The organism is Thermocladium modestius (genome assembly GCF_055398215.1).
In genome coordinates, this window is record NZ_AP043731.1 from 303,455 (window position 1) to 322,896 (window position 19,442).

The 19,442-nt window shown below is 50.7% G+C and carries 20 protein-coding genes and 1 tRNA gene; 9 read left to right on the plus strand and 12 right to left on the minus strand.

Going from position 1 to position 19,442, the window contains the following annotated elements; translation table 11 throughout:
* Window positions 1–64 precede the first annotated feature (64 nt).
* The gene (locus tag ACZ5ZS_RS01490) at window positions 65–643 is read left to right on the plus strand and encodes a hypothetical protein (RefSeq protein ID WP_188596474.1); all 579 of its coding nucleotides are present in this window, start codon (window positions 65–67) and stop codon (window positions 641–643) included.
* A 152-nt stretch (window positions 644–795) separates the two neighbouring features.
* Here ACZ5ZS_RS01490 and merA read toward each other — a convergent pair whose 3' ends face one another.
* Together merA and ACZ5ZS_RS01500 are read right to left on the minus strand one after the other, a co-directional pair.
* Window positions 796–2,217 carry a mercury(II) reductase gene (gene merA, locus ACZ5ZS_RS01495; protein WP_188596141.1) on the minus strand — a complete coding sequence of 474 codons (1,422 nt, stop codon included), beginning with the start codon at window positions 2,215–2,217 and terminating at the stop codon, window positions 796–798.
* The gene (locus ACZ5ZS_RS01500) at window positions 2,214–2,453 is read right to left on the minus strand and encodes a heavy-metal-associated domain-containing protein (RefSeq protein ID WP_188596142.1); all 240 of its coding nucleotides are present in this window, start codon (window positions 2,451–2,453) and stop codon (window positions 2,214–2,216) included. The genes merA and ACZ5ZS_RS01500 overlap by 4 nt, the downstream gene beginning before the upstream one ends.
* Before the next feature lie 144 nt (window positions 2,454–2,597).
* Here ACZ5ZS_RS01500 and ACZ5ZS_RS01505 point away from each other — a divergent pair, with 144 nt between their 5' ends.
* A complete protein-coding gene (locus ACZ5ZS_RS01505) occupies window positions 2,598–2,996 on the plus strand; it encodes a winged helix-turn-helix transcriptional regulator (protein WP_188596143.1) in 399 nt (132 codons plus the stop codon).
* Window positions 2,997–3,243: 247 nt separating this feature from the next.
* Here the strand turns inward: ACZ5ZS_RS01505 and ACZ5ZS_RS01510 are convergent, their stop codons facing one another.
* Window positions 3,244–3,972 carry a coiled-coil domain-containing protein gene (locus ACZ5ZS_RS01510; protein ID WP_162508237.1) on the minus strand — a complete coding sequence of 243 codons (729 nt, stop codon included), beginning with the start codon at window positions 3,970–3,972 and terminating at the stop codon, window positions 3,244–3,246.
* A gap of 104 nt (window positions 3,973–4,076) precedes the next feature.
* Between ACZ5ZS_RS01510 and ACZ5ZS_RS01515 the strand changes: the two genes are divergently transcribed.
* Window positions 4,077–5,753, plus strand: coding sequence for a hypothetical protein (locus ACZ5ZS_RS01515; protein WP_188596144.1), 1,677 nt, complete (start codon window positions 4,077–4,079; stop codon window positions 5,751–5,753).
* Between the two features lie 135 nt (window positions 5,754–5,888).
* Window positions 5,889–6,914 carry an aldo/keto reductase gene (locus tag ACZ5ZS_RS01520; RefSeq protein ID WP_188596145.1) on the plus strand — a complete coding sequence of 342 codons (1,026 nt, stop codon included), beginning with the start codon at window positions 5,889–5,891 and terminating at the stop codon, window positions 6,912–6,914.
* Between the two features lie 49 nt (window positions 6,915–6,963).
* On the opposite strand, the gene ACZ5ZS_RS01525 is transcribed toward ACZ5ZS_RS01520, so the two are convergent.
* The 4 genes from ACZ5ZS_RS01525 to ACZ5ZS_RS01540 all read right to left on the minus strand — a co-directional run bounded on the left by ACZ5ZS_RS01525 (window position 6,964) and on the right by ACZ5ZS_RS01540 (window position 10,161).
* The gene (locus ACZ5ZS_RS01525) at window positions 6,964–7,386 is read right to left on the minus strand and encodes a HEPN domain-containing protein (RefSeq protein WP_075059016.1); all 423 of its coding nucleotides are present in this window, start codon (window positions 7,384–7,386) and stop codon (window positions 6,964–6,966) included.
* Window position 7,387: 1 nt separating this feature from the next.
* Entirely contained in the window at window positions 7,388–7,882 is a 495-nt protein-coding gene (locus ACZ5ZS_RS01530; protein ID WP_188596146.1) for a nucleotidyltransferase domain-containing protein, read from the minus strand.
* A 91-nt stretch (window positions 7,883–7,973) separates the two neighbouring features.
* On the minus strand, window positions 7,974–8,888 hold the full coding sequence (locus ACZ5ZS_RS01535; RefSeq protein WP_229657669.1) for a carbohydrate kinase family protein: 915 nt from the start codon (window positions 8,886–8,888) through the stop codon (window positions 7,974–7,976).
* The gene (locus ACZ5ZS_RS01540; RefSeq protein WP_188596147.1) at window positions 8,881–10,161 is read right to left on the minus strand and encodes an MFS transporter; all 1,281 of its coding nucleotides are present in this window, start codon (window positions 10,159–10,161) and stop codon (window positions 8,881–8,883) included. The genes ACZ5ZS_RS01535 and ACZ5ZS_RS01540 overlap by 8 nt, the downstream gene beginning before the upstream one ends.
* Window positions 10,162–10,452: 291 nt before the next feature.
* On the opposite strand from ACZ5ZS_RS01540, the gene ACZ5ZS_RS01545 reads away from it, so the two are divergent.
* Window positions 10,453–10,875, plus strand: a complete 423-nt coding sequence (locus ACZ5ZS_RS01545) for a DsrE/DsrF/DrsH-like family protein (RefSeq protein ID WP_188596148.1) — start codon at window positions 10,453–10,455, stop codon at window positions 10,873–10,875.
* 48 nt (window positions 10,876–10,923) lie between these two features.
* On the opposite strand, the gene ACZ5ZS_RS01550 is transcribed toward ACZ5ZS_RS01545, so the two are convergent.
* The 4 genes from ACZ5ZS_RS01550 to ACZ5ZS_RS01565 form a co-directional block, all read right to left on the minus strand.
* Window positions 10,924–11,163 (minus strand): sulfurtransferase TusA family protein, encoded by a 240-nt coding sequence (locus ACZ5ZS_RS01550; protein ID WP_188596149.1) that lies wholly within the window; start codon window positions 11,161–11,163, stop codon window positions 10,924–10,926.
* Between the two features lie 360 nt (window positions 11,164–11,523).
* Window positions 11,524–11,599, minus strand: a tRNA-Gln gene (locus ACZ5ZS_RS01555).
* Between the two features lie 95 nt (window positions 11,600–11,694).
* Entirely contained in the window at window positions 11,695–12,744 is a 1,050-nt protein-coding gene (locus tag ACZ5ZS_RS01560) for a TIGR04084 family radical SAM/SPASM domain-containing protein (RefSeq protein WP_188596150.1), read from the minus strand.
* A 53-nt stretch (window positions 12,745–12,797) separates the two neighbouring features.
* Complete coding sequence (locus tag ACZ5ZS_RS01565) at window positions 12,798–13,355, minus strand: SLOG cluster 4 domain-containing protein (protein ID WP_229657670.1); 558 nt, start codon at window positions 13,353–13,355, stop codon at window positions 12,798–12,800.
* A gap of 233 nt (window positions 13,356–13,588) precedes the next feature.
* Between ACZ5ZS_RS01565 and ACZ5ZS_RS01570 the strand changes: the two genes are divergently transcribed.
* Both ACZ5ZS_RS01570 and ACZ5ZS_RS01575 read left to right on the plus strand, forming a co-directional pair.
* A complete protein-coding gene (locus ACZ5ZS_RS01570) occupies window positions 13,589–14,434 on the plus strand; it encodes an ABC transporter ATP-binding protein (protein ID WP_229657671.1) in 846 nt (281 codons plus the stop codon).
* The gene (locus tag ACZ5ZS_RS01575) at window positions 14,373–16,493 is read left to right on the plus strand and encodes a hypothetical protein (protein WP_188596151.1); all 2,121 of its coding nucleotides are present in this window, start codon (window positions 14,373–14,375) and stop codon (window positions 16,491–16,493) included. The genes ACZ5ZS_RS01570 and ACZ5ZS_RS01575 overlap by 62 nt, the downstream gene beginning before the upstream one ends.
* Here the strand turns inward: ACZ5ZS_RS01575 and tmk are convergent.
* Window positions 16,441–17,064, minus strand: coding sequence for a dTMP kinase (tmk, locus tag ACZ5ZS_RS01580; RefSeq protein ID WP_188596152.1), 624 nt, complete (start codon window positions 17,062–17,064; stop codon window positions 16,441–16,443). The genes ACZ5ZS_RS01575 and tmk overlap by 53 nt on opposite strands.
* Window positions 17,065–17,160: 96 nt before the next feature.
* On the opposite strand from tmk, the gene ACZ5ZS_RS01585 reads away from it, so the two are divergent.
* Complete coding sequence (locus ACZ5ZS_RS01585; RefSeq protein WP_188596153.1) at window positions 17,161–18,228, plus strand: inositol-3-phosphate synthase; 1,068 nt, start codon at window positions 17,161–17,163, stop codon at window positions 18,226–18,228.
* 85 nt (window positions 18,229–18,313) lie between these two features.
* Window positions 18,314–19,387: an aminopeptidase P family protein gene (locus ACZ5ZS_RS01590; RefSeq protein WP_188596154.1), complete on the plus strand. Its 1,074-nt coding sequence runs from the start codon at window positions 18,314–18,316 to the stop codon at window positions 19,385–19,387.
* Window positions 19,388–19,442: the final 55 nt, after the last annotated feature.

The window sequence follows — 19,442 nt, forward strand, 5'->3', positions numbered from 1 at the left end:
TAAACAAATATAAATCGAAATATTTATAAATAAAAATGCTTAAAAACTGAGTAAAAATAGCTAAATTATGCAACCTCTCCCCCCAATAGCAGTGGGCTTCTTTGGCCTAGGGGTGGGGTATTACGTTTATGGCGGGAAGGAGTTCTTCGATTACCCCAAGGAAAACAGCCCCGCGCTCAATCACTCGCTCGGGCAGTGGGGCATATGGATGCCCGGCTTTCTACAGTTCCTAACCGGGATCTATTTATGGCTGGGATTAACGATATTCAAGGCATTTCAGTCGACCCCGGTTCTCTATATGGCTGCGCTGGCGTTCACCGCATATGGAGTTCATTGGTTTGCCTTGGGATTGAACAAATACGTGGGCGGCGATGCAAGGGTGGACGGATACATGGCGATAGCATTCCTGTGGATATCAATAGTGGGCGCCTTCGTCTTCGGATACGTGGCGGATTACCCCGTTATGATACTTTTCATTTTGCTAGCACTAGTTTATATATCCGACATACCTGCTAGTCTACTGCAATCAGCGTCCTGGACGAGGATAAAGGGGCTCTGGCACTTGGTGACAGGCACTTGGCTAATGTATCTAATGTTCGCCGCAGCGGTCAACTTCGCATTGGGACTCCACCTACCCCTTTAAGCGACCTAAAACGGACTAGGACTGCATTGTCTGCATGCCGACGAGTGGCATTGAATCGCGGCAATGCAAATAATGCAAATGGCACTAAAACCCTACCCAAAAGGGGAGCCGCTGAAGCCGCCTTGACCCCAAAGGATAATTACCTATTTTTGTCACTCCATGCAGCAGCTCATCTTGCTTACGTCCCTAATGAAAGATTGAGCGGCCAGCTTTATTCCCTCGGCAATCGTCGGAAACACGTGGGCGCTATCTATGATGTCCCTATACGTCAATCCATGCTTCACGGCATATGCTCCCTCCATTATTATCTCAGCAGCGTTGGGCGACAACACGTGCACGCCGACCACCTTATCAGTCCTGGGATCCACCACTATCTTGAACAAACCATTGCTCTCCCGCATCAACCTGGCCTTGGGCACCGACGCCAAGCCAATAGACCTACAGCTACACCCACCCCTCTCCGAGTACTCCCTCTCCGTGTATCCAACGGATGCTGCCTGCGGCTCCGTGAATGCCGCCCACGGAATCGACATCATGTCTATCCTCATCCCCGCATGCTCAAACATGTTCTCCACCGCCGTCACCCCCTCCCTGGCCGCCAACGTCTCCAGCATCAATCGTTGGTCCACCACGTCCCCAGCCGCGTATATCCTGGGATTGCTGGTCCTCAACGCGTCATCAACCCTCACCCCCCTTCGGGAGTACTCAACCCCGGCCGCCTCCAGGTTAAGGCCCAGCACGTTGGGCAATCTGCCCGTGGCCACCAAAACCTCATCTGCCCTCACCTCCTTCTGACCATCAGATGTGACCAGCCGAATCACCTTCTCGCCTCCCTCCTCATATACCTTGGAGACCCTCGCCTTCAATTCAAAACCGATGCCCTCTCCCCTCAGCGACTCCAGGAGGGCCGCCGATACCTCTGGCTCCGCTTGCGGCAATATGGTGGGCATCGCCTCAATCACGGTGACGCGGGATCCCAGCCTCGAGAAGGCTTGGCCCAGCTCCAACCCTATTGCACCGCCTCCCAATACGGCCAAGCTCTTCGGCAGCTCCCGTAGTCCCCACACGTCGTTGCTGGTCAAGTACTTAACGTTGCGCAGCCCCTCTATGTCAGGCACGGCAGGGCTGGATCCCGTGGCTATTAGGAAGTTAAACCCCTTTATCCTCACCGCGCCGGAGGGCCCATCCACCAACACCTCGCTGGGCCCGGTGAAGGATGCCTTACCCTCAATCAAATCCACATTATCGTATTGGGAGATGACGTCGACGTACTTAGCCTTCCTCTCACCCTCAACCGCACTCATCAGCGATTCCATTAATACGCTGAAATCTATTCTGGTCTCCGTGGAGGAGATGCCTGGGTATCGCGGGTTCCTTTGAGTGAAGGCGACCTTGGCCGCCTCTATCAAGTACTTACTGGGCACGCAGCCCACATTGACGCATGTCCCTCCTAGATTCCCAAACCCAATCATGGCTATTGATGCTTGACCGCTCGTTATCTCTGATGCCCTTATTGCGGCCGAGAACGCAGCCGCTCCCCAGCCCAGTATCACCAAATCATACTCATTCCTCACGAATCTGCCACCTCCCTCACCTGAGCCCTATAGCGGGTCTTCGTGAACACGGGGAGCACCTCCAGCTCATGGGGATCCACCTTATCTGTATCTATTCTAACCACCGCGGATCCATCCGACAGGGAGACCCTAACATCTATTACCCCTTCCTTGCTCTTAATTCCGTTTGTGACCGCCCTAACGCAGTCATCACACGTCATTCCAAAAACCCTCATCTTTACTATTTTCTCGGTCATGTCTATGCATGCAAGCAAGGGACTTATATAGCATGTAGTAATTGATAGCGAAGCAACTACTGTTTTGAAGACCGCCCCCTGCCACCCCGTCCTCTTTTGTTATATCTCCAAAGCTTTATAAGACATCTACGCTGAGCAAAAGAAGTGTCGGAGAGGGCATGCATGATATACGCGGAGGACGGGGAGATCTGCATTTACCCATCACAGAAGATATTGAGGCTACTGGGCAAGGAGTACACGCTCTTGATAATTGGATTGCTGGGCAACGTGGAGGAGGGCATTGGATTCAACGAGATGGCGAGAAGCATAGGAAATCCAAGACCCAGCGTTTTGTCGACTAGGCTGAAGGAAATGGAGGAGGCGGGGCTGGTTACTAGGATGGTCAAGAATACGAGGCCCGTGACGGTCAATTACGCCCTATCCGAGAAGGGACGGGAATTACGGAGGCTATTGATCCCATTATTCAGGTGGCTGGAGAAAAATGAGGAAGGAGTCGCCGAGCGAGGGTCAAGGAACCACGTCTATATAGATCCATCAATGTGAGCCACTCTTCCTTTGGGATGGGTCTCTCACCTCAATGCTCCGCCATTGTCTCTCCCTGAGAAGGGAGGGGGGCATGACTTGATGATCAGTGAGAAGGCGATGCCCAACCCCTCTTCACCGGACTGGGGAGGCATTATGATTCTCCTAACTATCCTCCTCAAATAGATCAAATAAAACGAAATTCTCCTCTCTTTCTTTAACAATAACCATCAATCAATGCATCAGGATTCGGAGGAAGAAAAGATATTTAGTCACTGCCTCGCCTGACCGCGTCCTTTATCAAGGCATCATATATCTTTCCCAATAGGTCATAAAGCATGTCAATCCTCTTGCTCGTCTCCTCCATCCTCTTATCCACCTTATCGCTCATCTCCTCCATCCTCTTAATCAGCACGCCCACCATTTCGTCGATCCTCTTGTTCGTCTCCTCGATCTTCTTATCAATTCTATTATTCATATCCATAACCATGTTCATAACAATATCGATCCTCTTATTCGTCTCTTCAATTCTCTTATCAATTCTATTATTCATATCCATAACCATGTTCATAACAATATCGATCCTCTTATTCGTCTCCTCGATCTTCTTATCCACCTTATCGCTCATCTCATTCATCCTCTTAGTTAACACATCCATCATCATATCCATCCTCTTATTCATCTCATCAATCCTCTTATTCGTCTCTTCAATTCTCTTATCAATTCTATTATTCATATCCATAACCATGTTCACAACCACATCAATCCTCTTGCTCGTCTCCTCCATCCTCTTATCCACCTTATCGTTCATATTCATGACCATGTTGATTATCTCATCCATCCTCTTATTCGTCTCATCCACGCTATTTTTGGTCTCTCTAAATAAACCCATCATTAGCACCACTAAATCCTCCATGGATAGCTTCTTGCCTTCCCCAATCTTTTTGAGCACTGCATCCATCGCCTTAGTGATGGTGGTCTCTATTACTGTCTCCACTGCGAAGAGGGCTATCAGCAGTGTTAAATATGTTTCCATGATAATTTATTCTCAATGTAATTGAATGGAGAAAAAAAATATTAATTGAGAGGCGCAATACATTCATGAAGCCGTTGCTCGCCGTCCTAGCCATCATAATTATTGCCTATCTAGGCCTCTTCATATATGCCCACGCCGGCCACGCCATCTTCAGATACTCGTGGGAGGGCTACTCCCTCACGTATGTCAGGTACCCCAGGCTTCCGTGGCCCCTCGACGTGTTGGCGTTTGACCAGCCCGGAGAATACCCATCGATTCAAGTCAACATAATGAACGCGCCCAAGCCGTACCCACGCGCCAATGCCAGGTTCTCGGTGTACGCTGTAGGACCCGCCGTGAACGGCTTCGTAGACGTCGGCCGCTACCTCAGCAATTCCACGAGCTTCTCCATGAATCTCGGCGGCTACACCGAGTACGCTGACGAGCTCGACCGCTACCTGGGGATGACGCCGGACGACGCCGGACCCTCCGTCACCCTATTCATAAGCTCCATAGGCTACTACGGAGGCTCCCCCGGCGTCTCCACGGGCTTCGTAACAATACCCATAATTCCCGGCCTGGCCGAGGGGTCCATGATATATCTGGACGTGAACTTCAGCGGGATCCCCAAGGCGCCCACATTAGCCATCAATGGTTCCCCCATGCGCTTCACGGCATCATCGAGCGCGCCGCAGCCCCCTGGCGAGATCTCGCTGGGATGCGTGGCCATAGGCAACGGCCCGTACCAGAACTACGGCGAGTGTTGGTACTGGGAATTAACCAAGGTTCTCCTGGAGGAGAACAACACGCCATTCCCCATAGTGGCGGGGATGGTGAGACAAGAGAGGAACTACGCCGGCGGGGGGACCTATAACGAGTCCAACTACATAGCCAGCATAACTGCCGACTCCTTAATTCAATTATCCATTATCTCCTACACCAAGGTGGGCTTCTACTCGACCCTATCCATACCGACCACCACGGGGGTTAACATAGTGTCGCCCGGATACGGCTACGAGCTAAGCCTCCCCACGGGTAGATCCAGCTACATGCTGTTGAGCTATCAATGCGTCTTCGCAAACCCCAATTATGATTTTTCTTCGTCTTATTGTAGTTACTCGGGCATTCCCCCTTCAACTGCTCCCAGCCTCACGCGGCTTGGAGCATATGGAATAGACTTGGTGGGTTATTTGGAGGTGGCCAATTACACGGAGTATGAGTGCAAGGGACCGGTGGGCGATCCATGCTATGGCTCCATCACCCCAATTCGGTGGGCAATAATGACGTGGTTCGCAGCGTATAATAATACGAGCGTGGGGGAGCTCGAGGCGGGAACCATGAGCCCCACCACCATGATGAACTACATTGATGAGTTAATGAACTACGGCGACCTCAATATAACTCTCCTAAAAGATGACGCGATATATTTAACCCTTGGCTCCATTGATTCCCAGGTAGGCGCGACGCCGTTGTTTGCCTTGTCCGGCAGCCTTGGCGCCATGTTGAAGGCAATGGGGGTAGAGGTCCCGCCGGGCTTGGAGCCGTTCCTCAACTACTTGATTGTGGGGGTCTCCGCCCAGTCGCAGTCTGTGTCCGCCATCGGGTCCGCGGTCTTCATAAGCATGACGCCTCCCAAGTTCTCTGTCTGCACTAGCCCCGTGGACTATTGGTTTGATTATGATGTTTACATCCAGCAACTCAATGGTTACTACCCAGCCCCGGCCCTATACGTGGACTTCAATGCGGGGCCCTGCATTGGTTGATGCGCGAAGGCCAGCGGGGATTCATTGATGATCATGGTTGACGCTGCCGCCAAGCGCTTGGGAGGAGCATCAAACTATCGCCCCTAAAGGGCAGGTTTTAGGTACCTTTAAATAATCAAAAACATGAAGGCTATCATGCAGTACGTTAAGCTCGGTTGGTCCGGAGTCAAGGTTTCGCAGTTGTGCCTGGGCACTTGGTACTTGCCCAGACTCGACGAGAGGGATGAATATGGGGTTCATAAGGTCGACGTGGATGCCGTCATGAAGATCATGAAGAGGGCCCATGATGAGGGAATCAACTGCATCGATACTGCCAATAGGTATCATGGAGCGATGTCCCCCGTGGACCTCAATCACGTCGGTAATTCCGAGAGAGTCGTCGGTCAATTCCTAAAGACCGTGGACCGAGAGTCCATAGTGTTGGCCACTAAGGTCAGGGGTCAAATGGCTGCCTGGCCCAACGGGGAGGGGCTGTCCAGGAAGCATATTCGATGGCAGGTCAGGCAATCGCTGAGGAGGCTGGGGGTGGATTACATAGATCTATACCAGATACATTGGCCCGATCCCGACACGCCGAAAATGGAAACCCTCAGAACGCTCAACAACTTAGTAGAGGAGGGGGTTGTGAACTACATCGGCGAAAGCAATCATCCAGCCCACGACGTGGTGGAATTCATGGAGTTGGCCGATAAGCACGGAATGGAGCCCTTCGTTACAATGCAGGAGGTTTACAATATACTTAACAGGGATATCGAGAGGGATAAGATCCACGTTGCCAAGAGATATGGAGTGGCTATATTGGCCTACTCTCCCCTGGCTCAGGGAGTGCTCACGGGCAAGTACGTTGACTTCAACGCGAGAAAGTGGATCACGCCCAACAATTCTAGAGCAGCAATATCGAGCAGCATGCAAGGGTACATGAATGACGGAAACCTCAGAATTCTCTTGGAGCTCAACGAGGTGGCCAAGTCAAGGGACATCACATTAGGCCAAGCCTCGCTGGCATGGTTGATCAGCATGCAAGAAAGGCTCGGAGTCAATATTATACCCATAATAGGCATCAGCAAAATGGAGCACTTAGAGGATGATCTGGGCGCCCTAAGCGTAAAGCTAAGCCAAGACGACTTGAAGCGGATCGATGACATCATAAGGACCCATTGATAGCTTAAACTCGGTTAATCTCATTCCTTTTCCTTTAAAAAAGCCTCGCCTATAGAGATTCCACTAGTTTTTCAACTAACTCTCTAACTTTTTCGCACATCCTTATAGCGCTCTCGCCGTCTATCTTCGAGTAAATTAATTCAGGCGGCGTTCCTGTCTCCTCATCGCCATACATAGAAGTTCCTCTTTCTTTGGCTAGAATCCTAGAGATGCTGGCCAATTCATCTATTTCATTTCTAAACCATTCTGGAAATCTCTCCCGTTCCCTCTTTAAAGTAGTTCCTACATCATGCCATTTCGGAGGCTCGACGCCGACCAACCTTAGGCTTGCCTTAAGGAAAAGCTCCACGGATTCTTGGCATTGTCTCATGGTAAATGGATAGTTGCCATCATGAAATGCTTCCCGGGCATGCTTTATCCTCTCCTCGGCTTGCCTAATATACGATCTGGCTAAGTCATCGTTACTTACCATGTTAATCGCCGAAGTCTATTATTTCCCCAAACCTATAATCTCTTTTCCTCCAATACCACTTTCTACCAAGCCAAACCCTTTCGAAGCCCAACTCATTTAACTTTTCCTTAACCCTCTTCAATATATTCCCAAAAAAATTATCCTTATCGAATAGAATTACTGCATCTTCTACCATATCCATATATAATGGAGAGAAATGAGAGGCCTCCTCGGGGGTCTTCATTATTGGCGAGAAAGATACGTAGTAACCTTCATCATAAAGTTTCTCCACGTCACCCATGAGCTGGAGCTCTACTTGCTCGAATATCCTATACCTTCCGATCATCGACTTCGGCAAACCCTCCGCTATGATTAAAAGATCTATATCGCTATCCTTTCTATTATCGCCCCTAGCCACGCTTCCGTAAACCACCACCGAGTACAATTCATCCCTGAAACGGTTAACCAACAGGTTAAGCAATTTATTCAATAAAGATCCATAGGGCTCTTCAATCACATTAATATAATTTCCTCGTTCTTTATAAACCTATGCAATGGCCAATGCCAATAACCAGCCCTAGGATTGAGACAAGTGCCGACTTATTGGCTTACTTGTCCATAGAATGAAGCAAGTGGCCTAAGTCGGGTACCTCCAGCGGAGTCAAGTGTTCCAGCCTCAGCGATGCCACCGCGTTAGCCAATCTGCACGAAGCGATGGGATCTAATCCCCTCAACATGCCCGCCACATATCCCGCATTAAACGCATCGCCGGCGCCGACCGTGGTTATAATACTCCGAGGACTTGAGGGGCCGCAATGGATAGTCCTATTCCCGTCTATGACCACCGCGCCTCCCCTGCCCAGCTTGATGGCGAATACCTTACCTGCATTTCTAATCGCGTGGATGGCTTCCTCTAGGGAGGCGTGAAACAATGACTTGACCTCCTCCTCGTTTGGTAATACGACGTCCGCCTCCTCCACTAATCTCCTCGTCCTCTCATTAATGACGGGGCCCGGATCCAGGAAGACTGGGAGAGAGCTTCTTCTAGCCATCCTGGCGAGCTCCATCAAGGCATCAGCGGCAGCTCCGGAGAGCGCGGCATAGGTGCCATTGATGAACACCGCTCTGGAGCCCCGCAACGCATTCTCATCCAAGTCCCGCAAGTCAAGTCCAGCCCCAACCCCCAAGTACCCCACGAAGGCATGGCCATCGCTTGATATTATGTCATTGGATACCGTAGTAAAGCCATGAATCCTCCTCATGAATCCCGTATTGACGCCGGCATCCTTCAATGCTCCAATTAGGGCCTCCGAGAACGGGTCATCGCCGACCTCATCTATGACCGCCACCTCGAGCCCCAGCCTACGGGCCAGCAATGCAGTGGCGCACGCACCGCCAGGCGAGAGGGCTGTCCGCCGAGAAACGACGAAGTCCCCAGCCCCTATGGGCAATTTATCGACGATGTAATAGATATCCAAGACGCAATCAGATACGACTATTAAGTCGAATAAATGGTTAGGCACAATCCCAAGCCCCTACGCTGGTACCCCGTCCAGTCTCCACCCCCATGAAGTACCAAGCCATGGCAGCCACAGCCCCAATTGCAAACACGACGGCCGTCACTGCCAGATACGCCGCAACGGGCAAGTATGCAAGCAGGAAGATCACGGGTATCGTGGCGCCGAGAGATGACGCCCTCACCACGGCCGTAAACAATGCCCTCCTCCCAGTAGCCCAAAACTCTGACTTCAACGTATCCTCTCCCAAGTAAAACACGTTGGCGAGGGCGGAGAATGGCACGAACAACGACCAGAAAAGAAGGGGCTCGCGAGTCCAAGCACTGGATGTCAATGCCATCAATGACGCCAATACAAGTAATGGAACCGATGATGCCAGCAACAATGCTCTCCTACCAACCTTATCAGCCATCAAGCCCATTGCAGCGCCAGAAGCCAGCGATGCCAATGAGAATGCCAGTATCAACCAATTGGTCAAGCTAGGCATGAAATATGGGCCGAGGGTTAGGGCTATCAACGTGATGCCGGCGGTGTACGACCAACCCAGGAGAGCGCCTATTACCAACCGAGCAAGGCTGGATGGCAATGCAATGCTTGCAACCCCCCTCCTCCTCTTCTCTGGAGCTATTTCGCCGTAGTGCCTCGTCGCCTCATTAATGGCGTCATCCACCTTGCCCTTGAACTCGAGCCAGCGAATGGACTCGGGAAGCCTCGTCCTCAATATGTACAACATGGGAGCCGCAACCAGTATGGTGGCCCCTATGGCTATCCTTTGAAGCGAGGGCGATGAGATGTTCATGACCGCGAGAAGCGAAGCCAGAGCTCCGCCAGCGTTGGTGAAGTTAAGGATGAGGAACACGGCTCTGCTCCTATACCTCCTCGGGAAGTATTCGTGGGATGCGGCCATGATGATGTTATACTCGCCTCCCGTGGCCAGCAATAACATGCCTAGAAATATCAACAGAGATGAGTAATCATGGCTGAGGACCAGCCCTAAGGCTCCCACGACGTACATAATCAATGTTAGGTACAGGCTCCTCTTTCTACCTATAATATCCGCCACGGGACCCATGACAGCCCCACCCACCAGCAACCACAGCGGCGGCCATATGGAGAGAAGAGCGGTGAATTCCCTCGGAACGCTCACCCACCCTGTGGCTATGTAGGCAATAGAGTAGATGTAGGCCTCGATCGCCGTCCCCAGGGAAAAGGTCAGGAATGCCAGGGAGTGAGCTCTAACCCACGGTAACTCCTCCACGACGGACGACACCTCATCCATAGACCCGGAGCTACGGTCCGCTTATAATGGATTCCGCTTCAAAGCTCTTACACGTAAAAGGAGGGCGGGATATAAAGGGCAATGAATTCCCATTTAATGGCAATGCCGTTCCCATCCGAGCATTTAGTGAATATAGGTTTTCCTCTTGGGCCAGGATAACCACGAGAAGGCCCGCCACGCAAGGGCTTGCATCTCAAGACGGCAAGTACTTATTATACGGCTCAGCTTAACGTTTTCTGCATTTTATGCATTAATTGATTGATTTATCCATAGTGATTATTCCGATTTGTTATGCCGAAGCTATCCATAATAGCATGGTCCGGAACCGCAGATAAACTGTATCCTGTGGCCATACTATCATCGGCGGCCGCCGCCAGCGGCTGGGACGTGGAGATATTCTTTACGTTCTGGGGTTTGTTGTCGATATCCAAGAACTTCATGCAGAAGACCATGGAGAAGATATCGACTGATTATTCTCAATTCGCCGGCAACATGGCTAGCGCAATGCAGGAAGCGGGCCTGCCGCCGTGGTGGGACTTATTGAGGCAGGCCAAGGAGATCGCCGGGGATAAGGTCAAGATCTATGCCTGCTCCACAACCATGGATCTGCTCAAGGTGAAGAGAGAGGATTTAGCCGACTTCGTAAGCGATGTGGTGGGCGCAGCCACATTCCTAGAGAGATCAAGCGATGCAAACGTAACACTCTTCATTTAATGCAAAGAAGAGAATTAACTATTTTTCTGTTGAATAATTAAATTTCAATTACTTGCCGGGGTTCACTATTTTGGCGATGATTACCACGTAGCCTTCCTCGTCCCTTATATCCACTATCTCATTGCCTGTCCTCTGTGCCCAGGCACTTATATCTGACTTGGCTGCGGGATCCGTGGCCAGCACCCTTATTACTTGGCCTGGAGTTGCTTGTCTAGCCGCCTTGCTTACCTCCATTACGGGCATTGGACACATCTTGCCACGAACGTCCAGGATTAACTCATCAACCATAGAATGAAGAGGAACACAGGCAATATAAGTAATTATTATCCATGCAATATATGCATTCGACATGCTGTTTCTATTACAATACATAGGTTGATCCCCTTCCCTGTCCTGGAAAAAGGGTCACCCTCGATTACACACTCCCCCCACTAAAGCACCTACAGTTCAAATCCAAGCGAAGCCCACGACTTAATGGGAGGTCACCCTCTCTACATGGCCTAGAACACTTACTGGACAAGCGCCTATTATCGTGATTTTCACGGAGAAGACGTGGGCCCTCATTCTAAGGCAGTGGTACCAATCATAGTTTATCATGAAGATGCCGAGATTAAGGTTATGTATAATTTAGCAAAAACCACGTTCTTCTGGTAGCCGGGCCCGGATTCGAACCGGGGTCGATGGGTCCAAAGCCCACCATCCTTGACCACTAGACGACCCGGCTCAGACATGGTAACTCCAAGGACGTTTTTAAGCACTTCGCTGCGAAAATAGAGCCCGCTCCCTTGTCTTGGAAGGGTGAGCCTCGCATTCTTTTTATCACGGTATTACTTCGGTGGAGTCCAGGATGGGGTCGTATCTAAGGGCTTCCCTATCTATTATGCCCCTCTCCATCAACGCCTCCGCCTTGGGTATTATGGATAGGATGGATTTTATTGTTTCCTTCGTTATCTCGTCCACCTTCTCGGCATCCTTGCCCCAATAATTCTCCCTCAATGCATAGAGGCACCTACCTCCGCAGTACCTCCTATACTCGCATGAATTGCAGGGCTCCGGTAGCTCCGGCTCCATTAGCTTAAAGCCGGTTTCAATGTGGCCTAGCACTGCCCACTTCTCCCTTACCGCTATGGGGCACGCCAGTACCCTGCCATCAGAGGAGACGGCCACGGACCTGTACCCCGCACCACAGGGCGAGGCTCTATACGGTTCGAAGAAGTGAGCGCTTAATACCCCTAGGACTGGAATTAATCCCAGGACCCTGCCCCTCTCCAATTCATTAACGAACAATTCAACCAACCTCCTCACTCCAGGCAAGTAACTGGTCTCCGCCCATGACCACACATCCCACTTCTCGCTCCATATAACATCCAATTGCCAATGCACTTGATCGAACCCGGAATTCAATAAGTGAGTCACATCAACGTATATATCAGTCAATCGAGTCACCGCCATCCTTGCAATTATCTTCAGCGGGAATCGGCGTAGTTTGCTTAAGGACCTCATAACTCTATCATAAACCCCCTTCCCCCTATTCGCATCGGTGACCTCTCTCCTGCCATCTATTGACAATAAGGCCACGGACATCCTATTCCAATACTCGTCCGGGAGCAAGTCCACGAAGAACCCATTGGTCTGCACTCCCCATCGCACTGCGGGCAACGAATTCATGGCCTCCATCACGAATTTGGGATTGAGGAGGGGCTCGCCGCCGTAGAATATGACCGTGGGCTCTGGATCGTCTTCCATCAATTTCCTCAACTTGCTCAAGTCATAGGTAGTCTTGTACGGAACCACCCTGCTCTCAAACGAACCGCCGCAGTAACTGCACCTTAGATTGCATGCGCCGGTGGTCAAGAGCAGCCAAAGCACTGGATCGCTTGCCGCCAAGCATTTTTAATTGTTGGGTCCAATGTTCACTCTGCTTAGACGTCCTCGCCTCCCCAATCGCCGGCAAGCCGAGCGCCTGCTCCGCTGCACGCCAATTGAGCGGCCTTTATGGGGTCATCAACGTAGTTAACCGGGGCCGTCCTCCGTCTATCGAAGCCGTTTGGAAAGGATGCTGCCAGCCCATCCGTGGAGAAGTTGCTTCCAGTTAAGACCACTACGGGCTTACCCATCGCATATGCCATCAATACCTCTATCATTGTGCCCACCTCCCCGCCCAGCGCCACAAGCACATCGCCGCTCCTCGCCAACGGCACCGACCTAGCCCTATACTCCATACCCGTCCTAATAGAGATAACGCCGGGAGGGGGATCCACGGATTCCTTCTCCATGGGAAGCATTAGAACCACCTTGAGCCCAAGGCCGTAGGCCTCATCCACGACCACCTTCATCAATCCCCAATATCCTCCTAGTATTAAGATGGGATTGCACTTGGCTGCTTCGCGCACAAATACCCTAGCCCTCTCCTCGTCCTCCTTGGAGTAATCCCCACTGTGTGCTGCCACGGATATTTGTACATGCCTATTGATGGTCACGCTTGAAATCGAGCGGAGAGGCTTTTAACGTTATGGGAGGAACTCCCCCTCCCCGCTGGGAGCATTACATTATATTATCTAATATGGCGTCTCATGACGACTCCTCCCTTGAGCGCCACTTAGTTCATCTAATTAATGCCGGCGTCAAAGCGGGCCGTCAATGAGGACCATAAATGCCAAGCGGCGATAGGGAGGGTGCAAGGTTTTTATTGATTGGATAGCGGGGTTTACGTGTGGCCGTCATAGAATTGATTAATGTAAGCAAGCGATATCGCCTATCGGAGTCGGTATACGTGGATGCATTGATGGAGGTTAACCTCAGCGTGGAGAGAGGAGAGATAGTGGTGGTAATGGGACCGAGCGGCAGTGGAAAGACTACCCTCCTCAACATAATGGGGACCCTGGATAAACCCACGGCGGGTAAGGTAATCGTAGAGGGATCAGACGTCACGGAGATGGATGAGGAGGATTTAACGAGGTTCAGGTTGAGGAGGATTGGATTCGTCTTTCAGCAATATAACTTGCTCCAAAACCTGACTGCGCTGGAGAACGTGGAGCTGCCCATGTTGATGAGCGGCCTTTACTCCAGGGAGGAGGCGGAGACCAAGGCCAGGCTATTGCTGGAGCTCGTGGGGGTGGGAGATAGGGCAGGAAACAAGCCCACACAGCTATCGGGCGGCCAGCAGCAGAGGGTCGCCGTTGCGCGGGCTATGGGCATGGATCCCTCCTTCATAATAATGGATGAACCCACGGGCGCAATAGATGCGGTCAGCGCAGCCCAGCTTTTATCCATAATACGAGCCATAAATGCCTTGGGGAAGACCTTCATAATAGCCACTCACAACCCGGATGTGGCGCGGATAGGCAAGAGGGTAGTAACGCTTAGAAATGGAAAGCTAAGCGAGGGCGGTTCCGCGGAGGTGCGAGCGGATGCGGTGGATATTAGGAGGGCGGCCGCCGCATATAAGAGGTGTTTGGACATAGATTTATTAGTTAACAAGAGAATCGGCGCATCCAATGAGGTGGATAGGATCGAGGCTGAGCTCAGCGTTATTTCCAGCATTGTTGGCGGCGATTAGCGTAGCGCTGGTGCTGCACGCGGGTTTTTCGATAACGTACACAGTTAATTACCAAGTTACTTACTCGCCTGGTCAGGGAACCAGCGCCTCCATAATATACACGGCGCAGGCCGTCAGCAATTCCAGCTATCCCCAGCAATTGATAATAGGCTTCAAACTGCCTCCCTATTCCACCATAACGTACTCCAGCGGTAATTCCACAGTAAGCGGTGATCTGGTATATTGGAACATAACAGTGCCGGCATACGGGGAAGCAAGCGTTCAGGTCCAGTTCACCAATCCGCTCTACTCCATCAACATAATTGACTTAAACCAGACGTTACTGGTGAACTCCACGTCGTATGATTCCTCCATAATAAACGGAGGCAACGGTACCTTGGTTCAACTATATTTGGGGTTGATGAGTGAGTCGCCCGTTCCTCCCACCAACAGCATTTATTTAGTGAAGCAGGATGGAGTGGCCTACTCTTATACTCAAACCCCCAGCGGGTTCGCAACGCTTGGCTCCACAAGCCTGGTCTACTGGCAATCATCTGGCAATTACAATCTAACCGTGGACTACAGAATAACCAATTTAGGGCCGTGGAGGAGCATAAGGCTTCAGCCCGTGGTGATAGTATCCACTTTGGACACTGGGCTTTATTCGAAGTACCTATCCCAAGCGATAGCTAAACTGAACTCCACCATTGCTCAACTGAGCAATTATGGAAAGTACAATGACTTATTGGGCAATTCCACGGAGTTGCTGACGGAGCTCTACGATTTATCCACTATGCTTAACTACACCGCCAATATCTTCAAGTTCTCCGCGGCGCAAGTAAATGAAACCACTGCTATAGAGCGATTGATTCAACTGCAGGCCGAGGAGCTCAGGGGGGCTGTTCAGCTTGAATATTCCGCCCTTTATCAATTGAATTACACGGTGCCCCAGCTCAAGGAAGCCACATTACGGGTCATGAATAACGTGAGCAACATAATAAGGGAGATAAACACGCTTCAGAGGGAGAGCACATCCGATATAATATATGCATATGGGGTAGTGAACTCGGCTAACTCCACCCTAGCCAACGCTCAATTTGCGTTAAAGCAATTATCGGCTACCGTTAACACGCAATACAATGCCCTATATTCCACATACCTCAATATAACGTCGGAGTTGAATTATTTGGAGACATTGATAAACGAGAGCAATATAAACTCAACTCAAAGGTTGGCCATGCTGGCAGCAATCTCGGCGGCCAAGACCTCCATATCCACCACGCTAGGCCTATTGTTAACGGAGCTAGGCGGGGTTAGGCAGAACATAGCCATAACTAACGCCGAGCTGAGCACGATGGAGACAGAGCTGACGGGCGTGGGCAATCAATTGAGCCAACGCGGGGTGCAGCTGACGTCGACCTTAACTAACATAAGCGACTCGCTCTCCAACGCGAATTCCTCCCTCTTCATATTATACAAGGCCCTCGGCGCAACGCAAAAGGCATTAAATTCATCGCTGGCATCGCTTCACGGCGCGTTAGCCAATGCTACGAATGCCGTGGGGCTGGCGGCGCCTGTGTACGGGAATTCAACCGCGGATTCCACTACGTTGATGAGGACCGCGGAGGAGTTGAGCAATGCTTCCTTGGAGGCGCTCAGGATGTACTTCAACGTGAGCGAGACCTTGCTGAATCTCAAGCTGGCCATAAATGGATCCATAGGAAGCGAAAGAGCCAATGCATCATTATCCATGGCTAAATACGAGTATGAATTGGAGAGCTTAACTGGGCTTCAAAGGGAATTGGAGAGCTATTTAGTGATAAACACCACAGCTCCATACTCATTGGACGTGGTGGTGACGCAATCATTCATTGTAAATCTCCCGGCTGTGGTGGATGAAAATGCATTGCTCTCCTTAATTAATTCCACCAACTTAACGGTTCCGTCCGATTCCCGGAGCAGCGGGATAACGAGGATTGGAGTGGGGGTGGCCGCGGGCTTGGCAGCGGGATCCGCCGTTGCCTTAATCATGGCTTTATCCTACGTGGGCCGCCGCGGTCATAAAGGGCCTTGGATATGATGTTCACCACGTCCAAGGTCACTTCCTCCGGCCTCTTAGATGCATCCACCACCGCATATCCATTCTCGTGGGCCCTCTCTAGGAATATGTTCCTTACCTTCTCCAACACGGTCCTTCTCTCGAATACCTCCAAGTCGCCTCTCCTCTCCAACCTACGCATTGCTTCATCTACATCTAAGTCAAGTATTATCACTATATCGGATCGGGGGATGTATTTGTGCAAACTTATTAGCCAATCAATGGACAGCCCAAGGGCGCCTTGATAAGCTATTGTGGACTCCATGTATCTCTCGCTGATGACTACGTCGTTAACGGCCAAAGCCGGAGATACCTCGGTCATGTAATGTATGGTTCTATCCGCTGCGAAGAGCAGTGCATAGATGGATGGATGGGGCATTTGAGTCTCCTTCTTGAGGGCCCACGATCGAATGAGCCTCCCCACCTCGCTGCTGGAGGGTTCCTTGGTGGCGTATATGGAGAAGCCCATTTCCCTTAACTTGGAGACGGCGGAGGAAACTATAGTTGACTTACCGCTTCCATCTATGCCTTCTATTGCGACGAATATGCCCATCCCCACGGATGCTGTGTCCGGGTTTTTAGGTTTGGACCCACTATTAACAGCTATTAATAGTAAAATTTATTAACAGTTGTTAATATAACGGAGGCCATGAAGTCCAATATAAAGGTAGCCATAGCGGGCGTGGGCAACTGCGCATCCGCATTGGTTCAGGGCGTTACTTACTACTCTCAACGGGAGGAGGAGCCGACGGGCGTGGCCTATAAATCCATAAATGGATACAAGATCCAAGACATAAAGTTCGTGGCGGCGTTCGACGTTGATGCCAGAAAAGTAGGAAAGGACCTGGGAGAGGCCATATTTGCCCCTCCAAATAATGCATACAAGGTAACGGATGTGGGCAAGGTGGGCGTACCCGTCAAGGCCGGCCCGCTATTAGACGGCATTGCGCCCGAACTCAGGGGCAACGCAGTGCCCATTGTAGAGGGTTCCTTGGATGATGTTGTCAACGAACTGAAGGCAAGCGACGCCCAGATATTGATTAGTTACCTGCCCACGGGATCCCAAAAGGCAAGCGAGGCATACGCGGAGGCGGCTCTTAAGGCTGGAGCGGCCTACATAAATGCCATGCCCTCCCAAATAGCAGTATCGAGGGAGTGGCAGGAAAAATTCGAGGGGGCAGGCCTGCCATTGCTGGGCGATGATATACAGAACCAAATAGGGGCAACCATCCTACACAAGACGCTGGTGCACCTACTGGAGATCAGGGGCGTTAAGATAGTGGATACCTACCAAATAAACGTGGGAGGAACGCCTGATTTCTTGAACCTATCGTATAGAAAGGGTCAGAAGGAGAAGACCAAGACCGAGGCGGTGAAGAGGATGGCAGAGGATCAACAATTCGATGCATACATATCGCCGGTTGCATACATACCGTTCCTGAAGAGCAGGAAAATAGCCCATACCTTAATAGAGGCGCAAGGCCTTGCAGGAGTGCCGGTTAGAATGGAGGTAATGCTGGAAGTGCATGATCCCTGGAACAACGCCGGCATAACGGTGGATGTATTGAGGCTAACCAGGCTTGCCCTTGACAGAGAGGTGGGTGGTCCTCTGTATAGCGTCACTGCATGGGCGTTCAAGAACCCGCCAGTACATGCCCCACCCGACGTGGCCAAGGCATGGGTTGACGATTTCATAGATGGAAAACGCGAAAAGTGATTGTTAAAAACCTCAGACATCCTCGGAAGGGCTTCTTCGACGGGAATGCAAGAAAAGATTAAAATAAACCCCTCACACTTAACGCATGATTAAGCAAAAACTAGATGCAATGCTTAGATTGATAGATGAAGAGGGGGCGGATGAATTGATATTGACGGATCCCTATGATATGGGTTATCTGCTGGGCTATGAAGATGCATTCGCCACAATCGCTACTAGGGACTCCATCACCGTTATAGCGCCGGTGCTCGACTACTATAGAGCAAGGGAGATGTTGGAAAGTGACGTAACTGTGCTGGGCTACGCCTCATATAAGATGAATGCTCCCGACGATATAAAAATGATAGATAGGGAGGAATTGATGAGAATGCTGATAGGAGGAGGAAATAAGGTGATAGAGGTCGACGATACGAGGAATTGGTTGATAAGCGAGGTGAGAAGCAAGGCACCTAATGCAGCTATAATAGATGTCCGCGAAAAGATACTGGATGCCAGGAGCATCAAAACCCAACAAGAGCTAGATCTCATGAGGAGGGCCGCCAAGATAACACTGGAGTCCCTCGGCGATGTATTAGAGGAGGGACTGCATGGCAGGAGGGAAAGGGATGTAGCGGCATCTATTTATAGGCACATGATAGAAAAGGGGAGCGATGGAGTTGCATTCGAACCCATAATAGGATCGGGAAGGAATGGGGCAAAGCCCCATCACACCTACAGTGACAAGATGATAGACAAGACTGAGGCGGTGGTGATGGATATAGGCGCCAGGTATAGGCTATATTGTGCCGATATAACCAGAACCATGTTATTGGAGGAAAGCGATAAATTCGCAATGGATGTATACCATGCCGTTAAGGATGCACACGATCAAGCAATAAAGGCCGTGAGACCAGGAGCAAAGGCTAGGGATGTCGATGCCGTGGCAAGAAAGGTGCTGGAAGAATATGGATTCTCCAAGTACTTCATGCACAGCTTAGGTCACGGAGTGGGGGTGGAAGTCCACGAGAAACCATTCGTCAGCCCAAGCAGCGATGACGTGCTCCACGAGAACCAAGTGATAACCATAGAACCCGGCGTCTATATAAGGGATAGAGTGGGGGTCAGAATAGAGGACATGATACTCGTCACATCATCTGGCGCAGAAATTATATCAAAGTGAGCTAAATATATTTATTCATGGCCTCCCATAAGGGGAATTATCATTAACCAGGACC

Coding starts and splice junctions, on each gene's coding strand:
- ACZ5ZS_RS01500 (WP_188596142.1), bottom strand. CDS start 2,453: ATGACCGAGAAAATAGTAAAGATGAGGGTTTTTGGAATGACGTGTGAT.
- ACZ5ZS_RS01545 (WP_188596148.1), top strand. CDS start 10,453: ATGCCGAAGCTATCCATAATAGCATGGTCCGGAACCGCAGATAAACTG.
- ACZ5ZS_RS01550 (WP_188596149.1), bottom strand. CDS start 11,163: ATGGTTGATGAGTTAATCCTGGACGTTCGTGGCAAGATGTGTCCAATG.
- ACZ5ZS_RS01590 (WP_188596154.1), top strand. CDS start 18,314: ATGATTAAGCAAAAACTAGATGCAATGCTTAGATTGATAGATGAAGAG.
- ACZ5ZS_RS01525 (WP_075059016.1), bottom strand. CDS start 7,386: ATGGTAAGTAACGATGACTTAGCCAGATCGTATATTAGGCAAGCCGAG.
- ACZ5ZS_RS01520 (WP_188596145.1), top strand. CDS start 5,889: ATGCAGTACGTTAAGCTCGGTTGGTCCGGAGTCAAGGTTTCGCAGTTG.
- ACZ5ZS_RS01575 (WP_188596151.1), top strand. CDS start 14,373: ATGAGGTGGATAGGATCGAGGCTGAGCTCAGCGTTATTTCCAGCATTG.
- ACZ5ZS_RS01585 (WP_188596153.1), top strand. CDS start 17,161: ATGAAGTCCAATATAAAGGTAGCCATAGCGGGCGTGGGCAACTGCGCA.
- ACZ5ZS_RS01515 (WP_188596144.1), top strand. CDS start 4,077: ATGAAGCCGTTGCTCGCCGTCCTAGCCATCATAATTATTGCCTATCTA.
- tmk (WP_188596152.1), bottom strand. CDS start 17,064: ATGGGCATATTCGTCGCAATAGAAGGCATAGATGGAAGCGGTAAGTCA.
- ACZ5ZS_RS01540 (WP_188596147.1), bottom strand. CDS start 10,161: ATGGATGAGGTGTCGTCCGTCGTGGAGGAGTTACCGTGGGTTAGAGCT.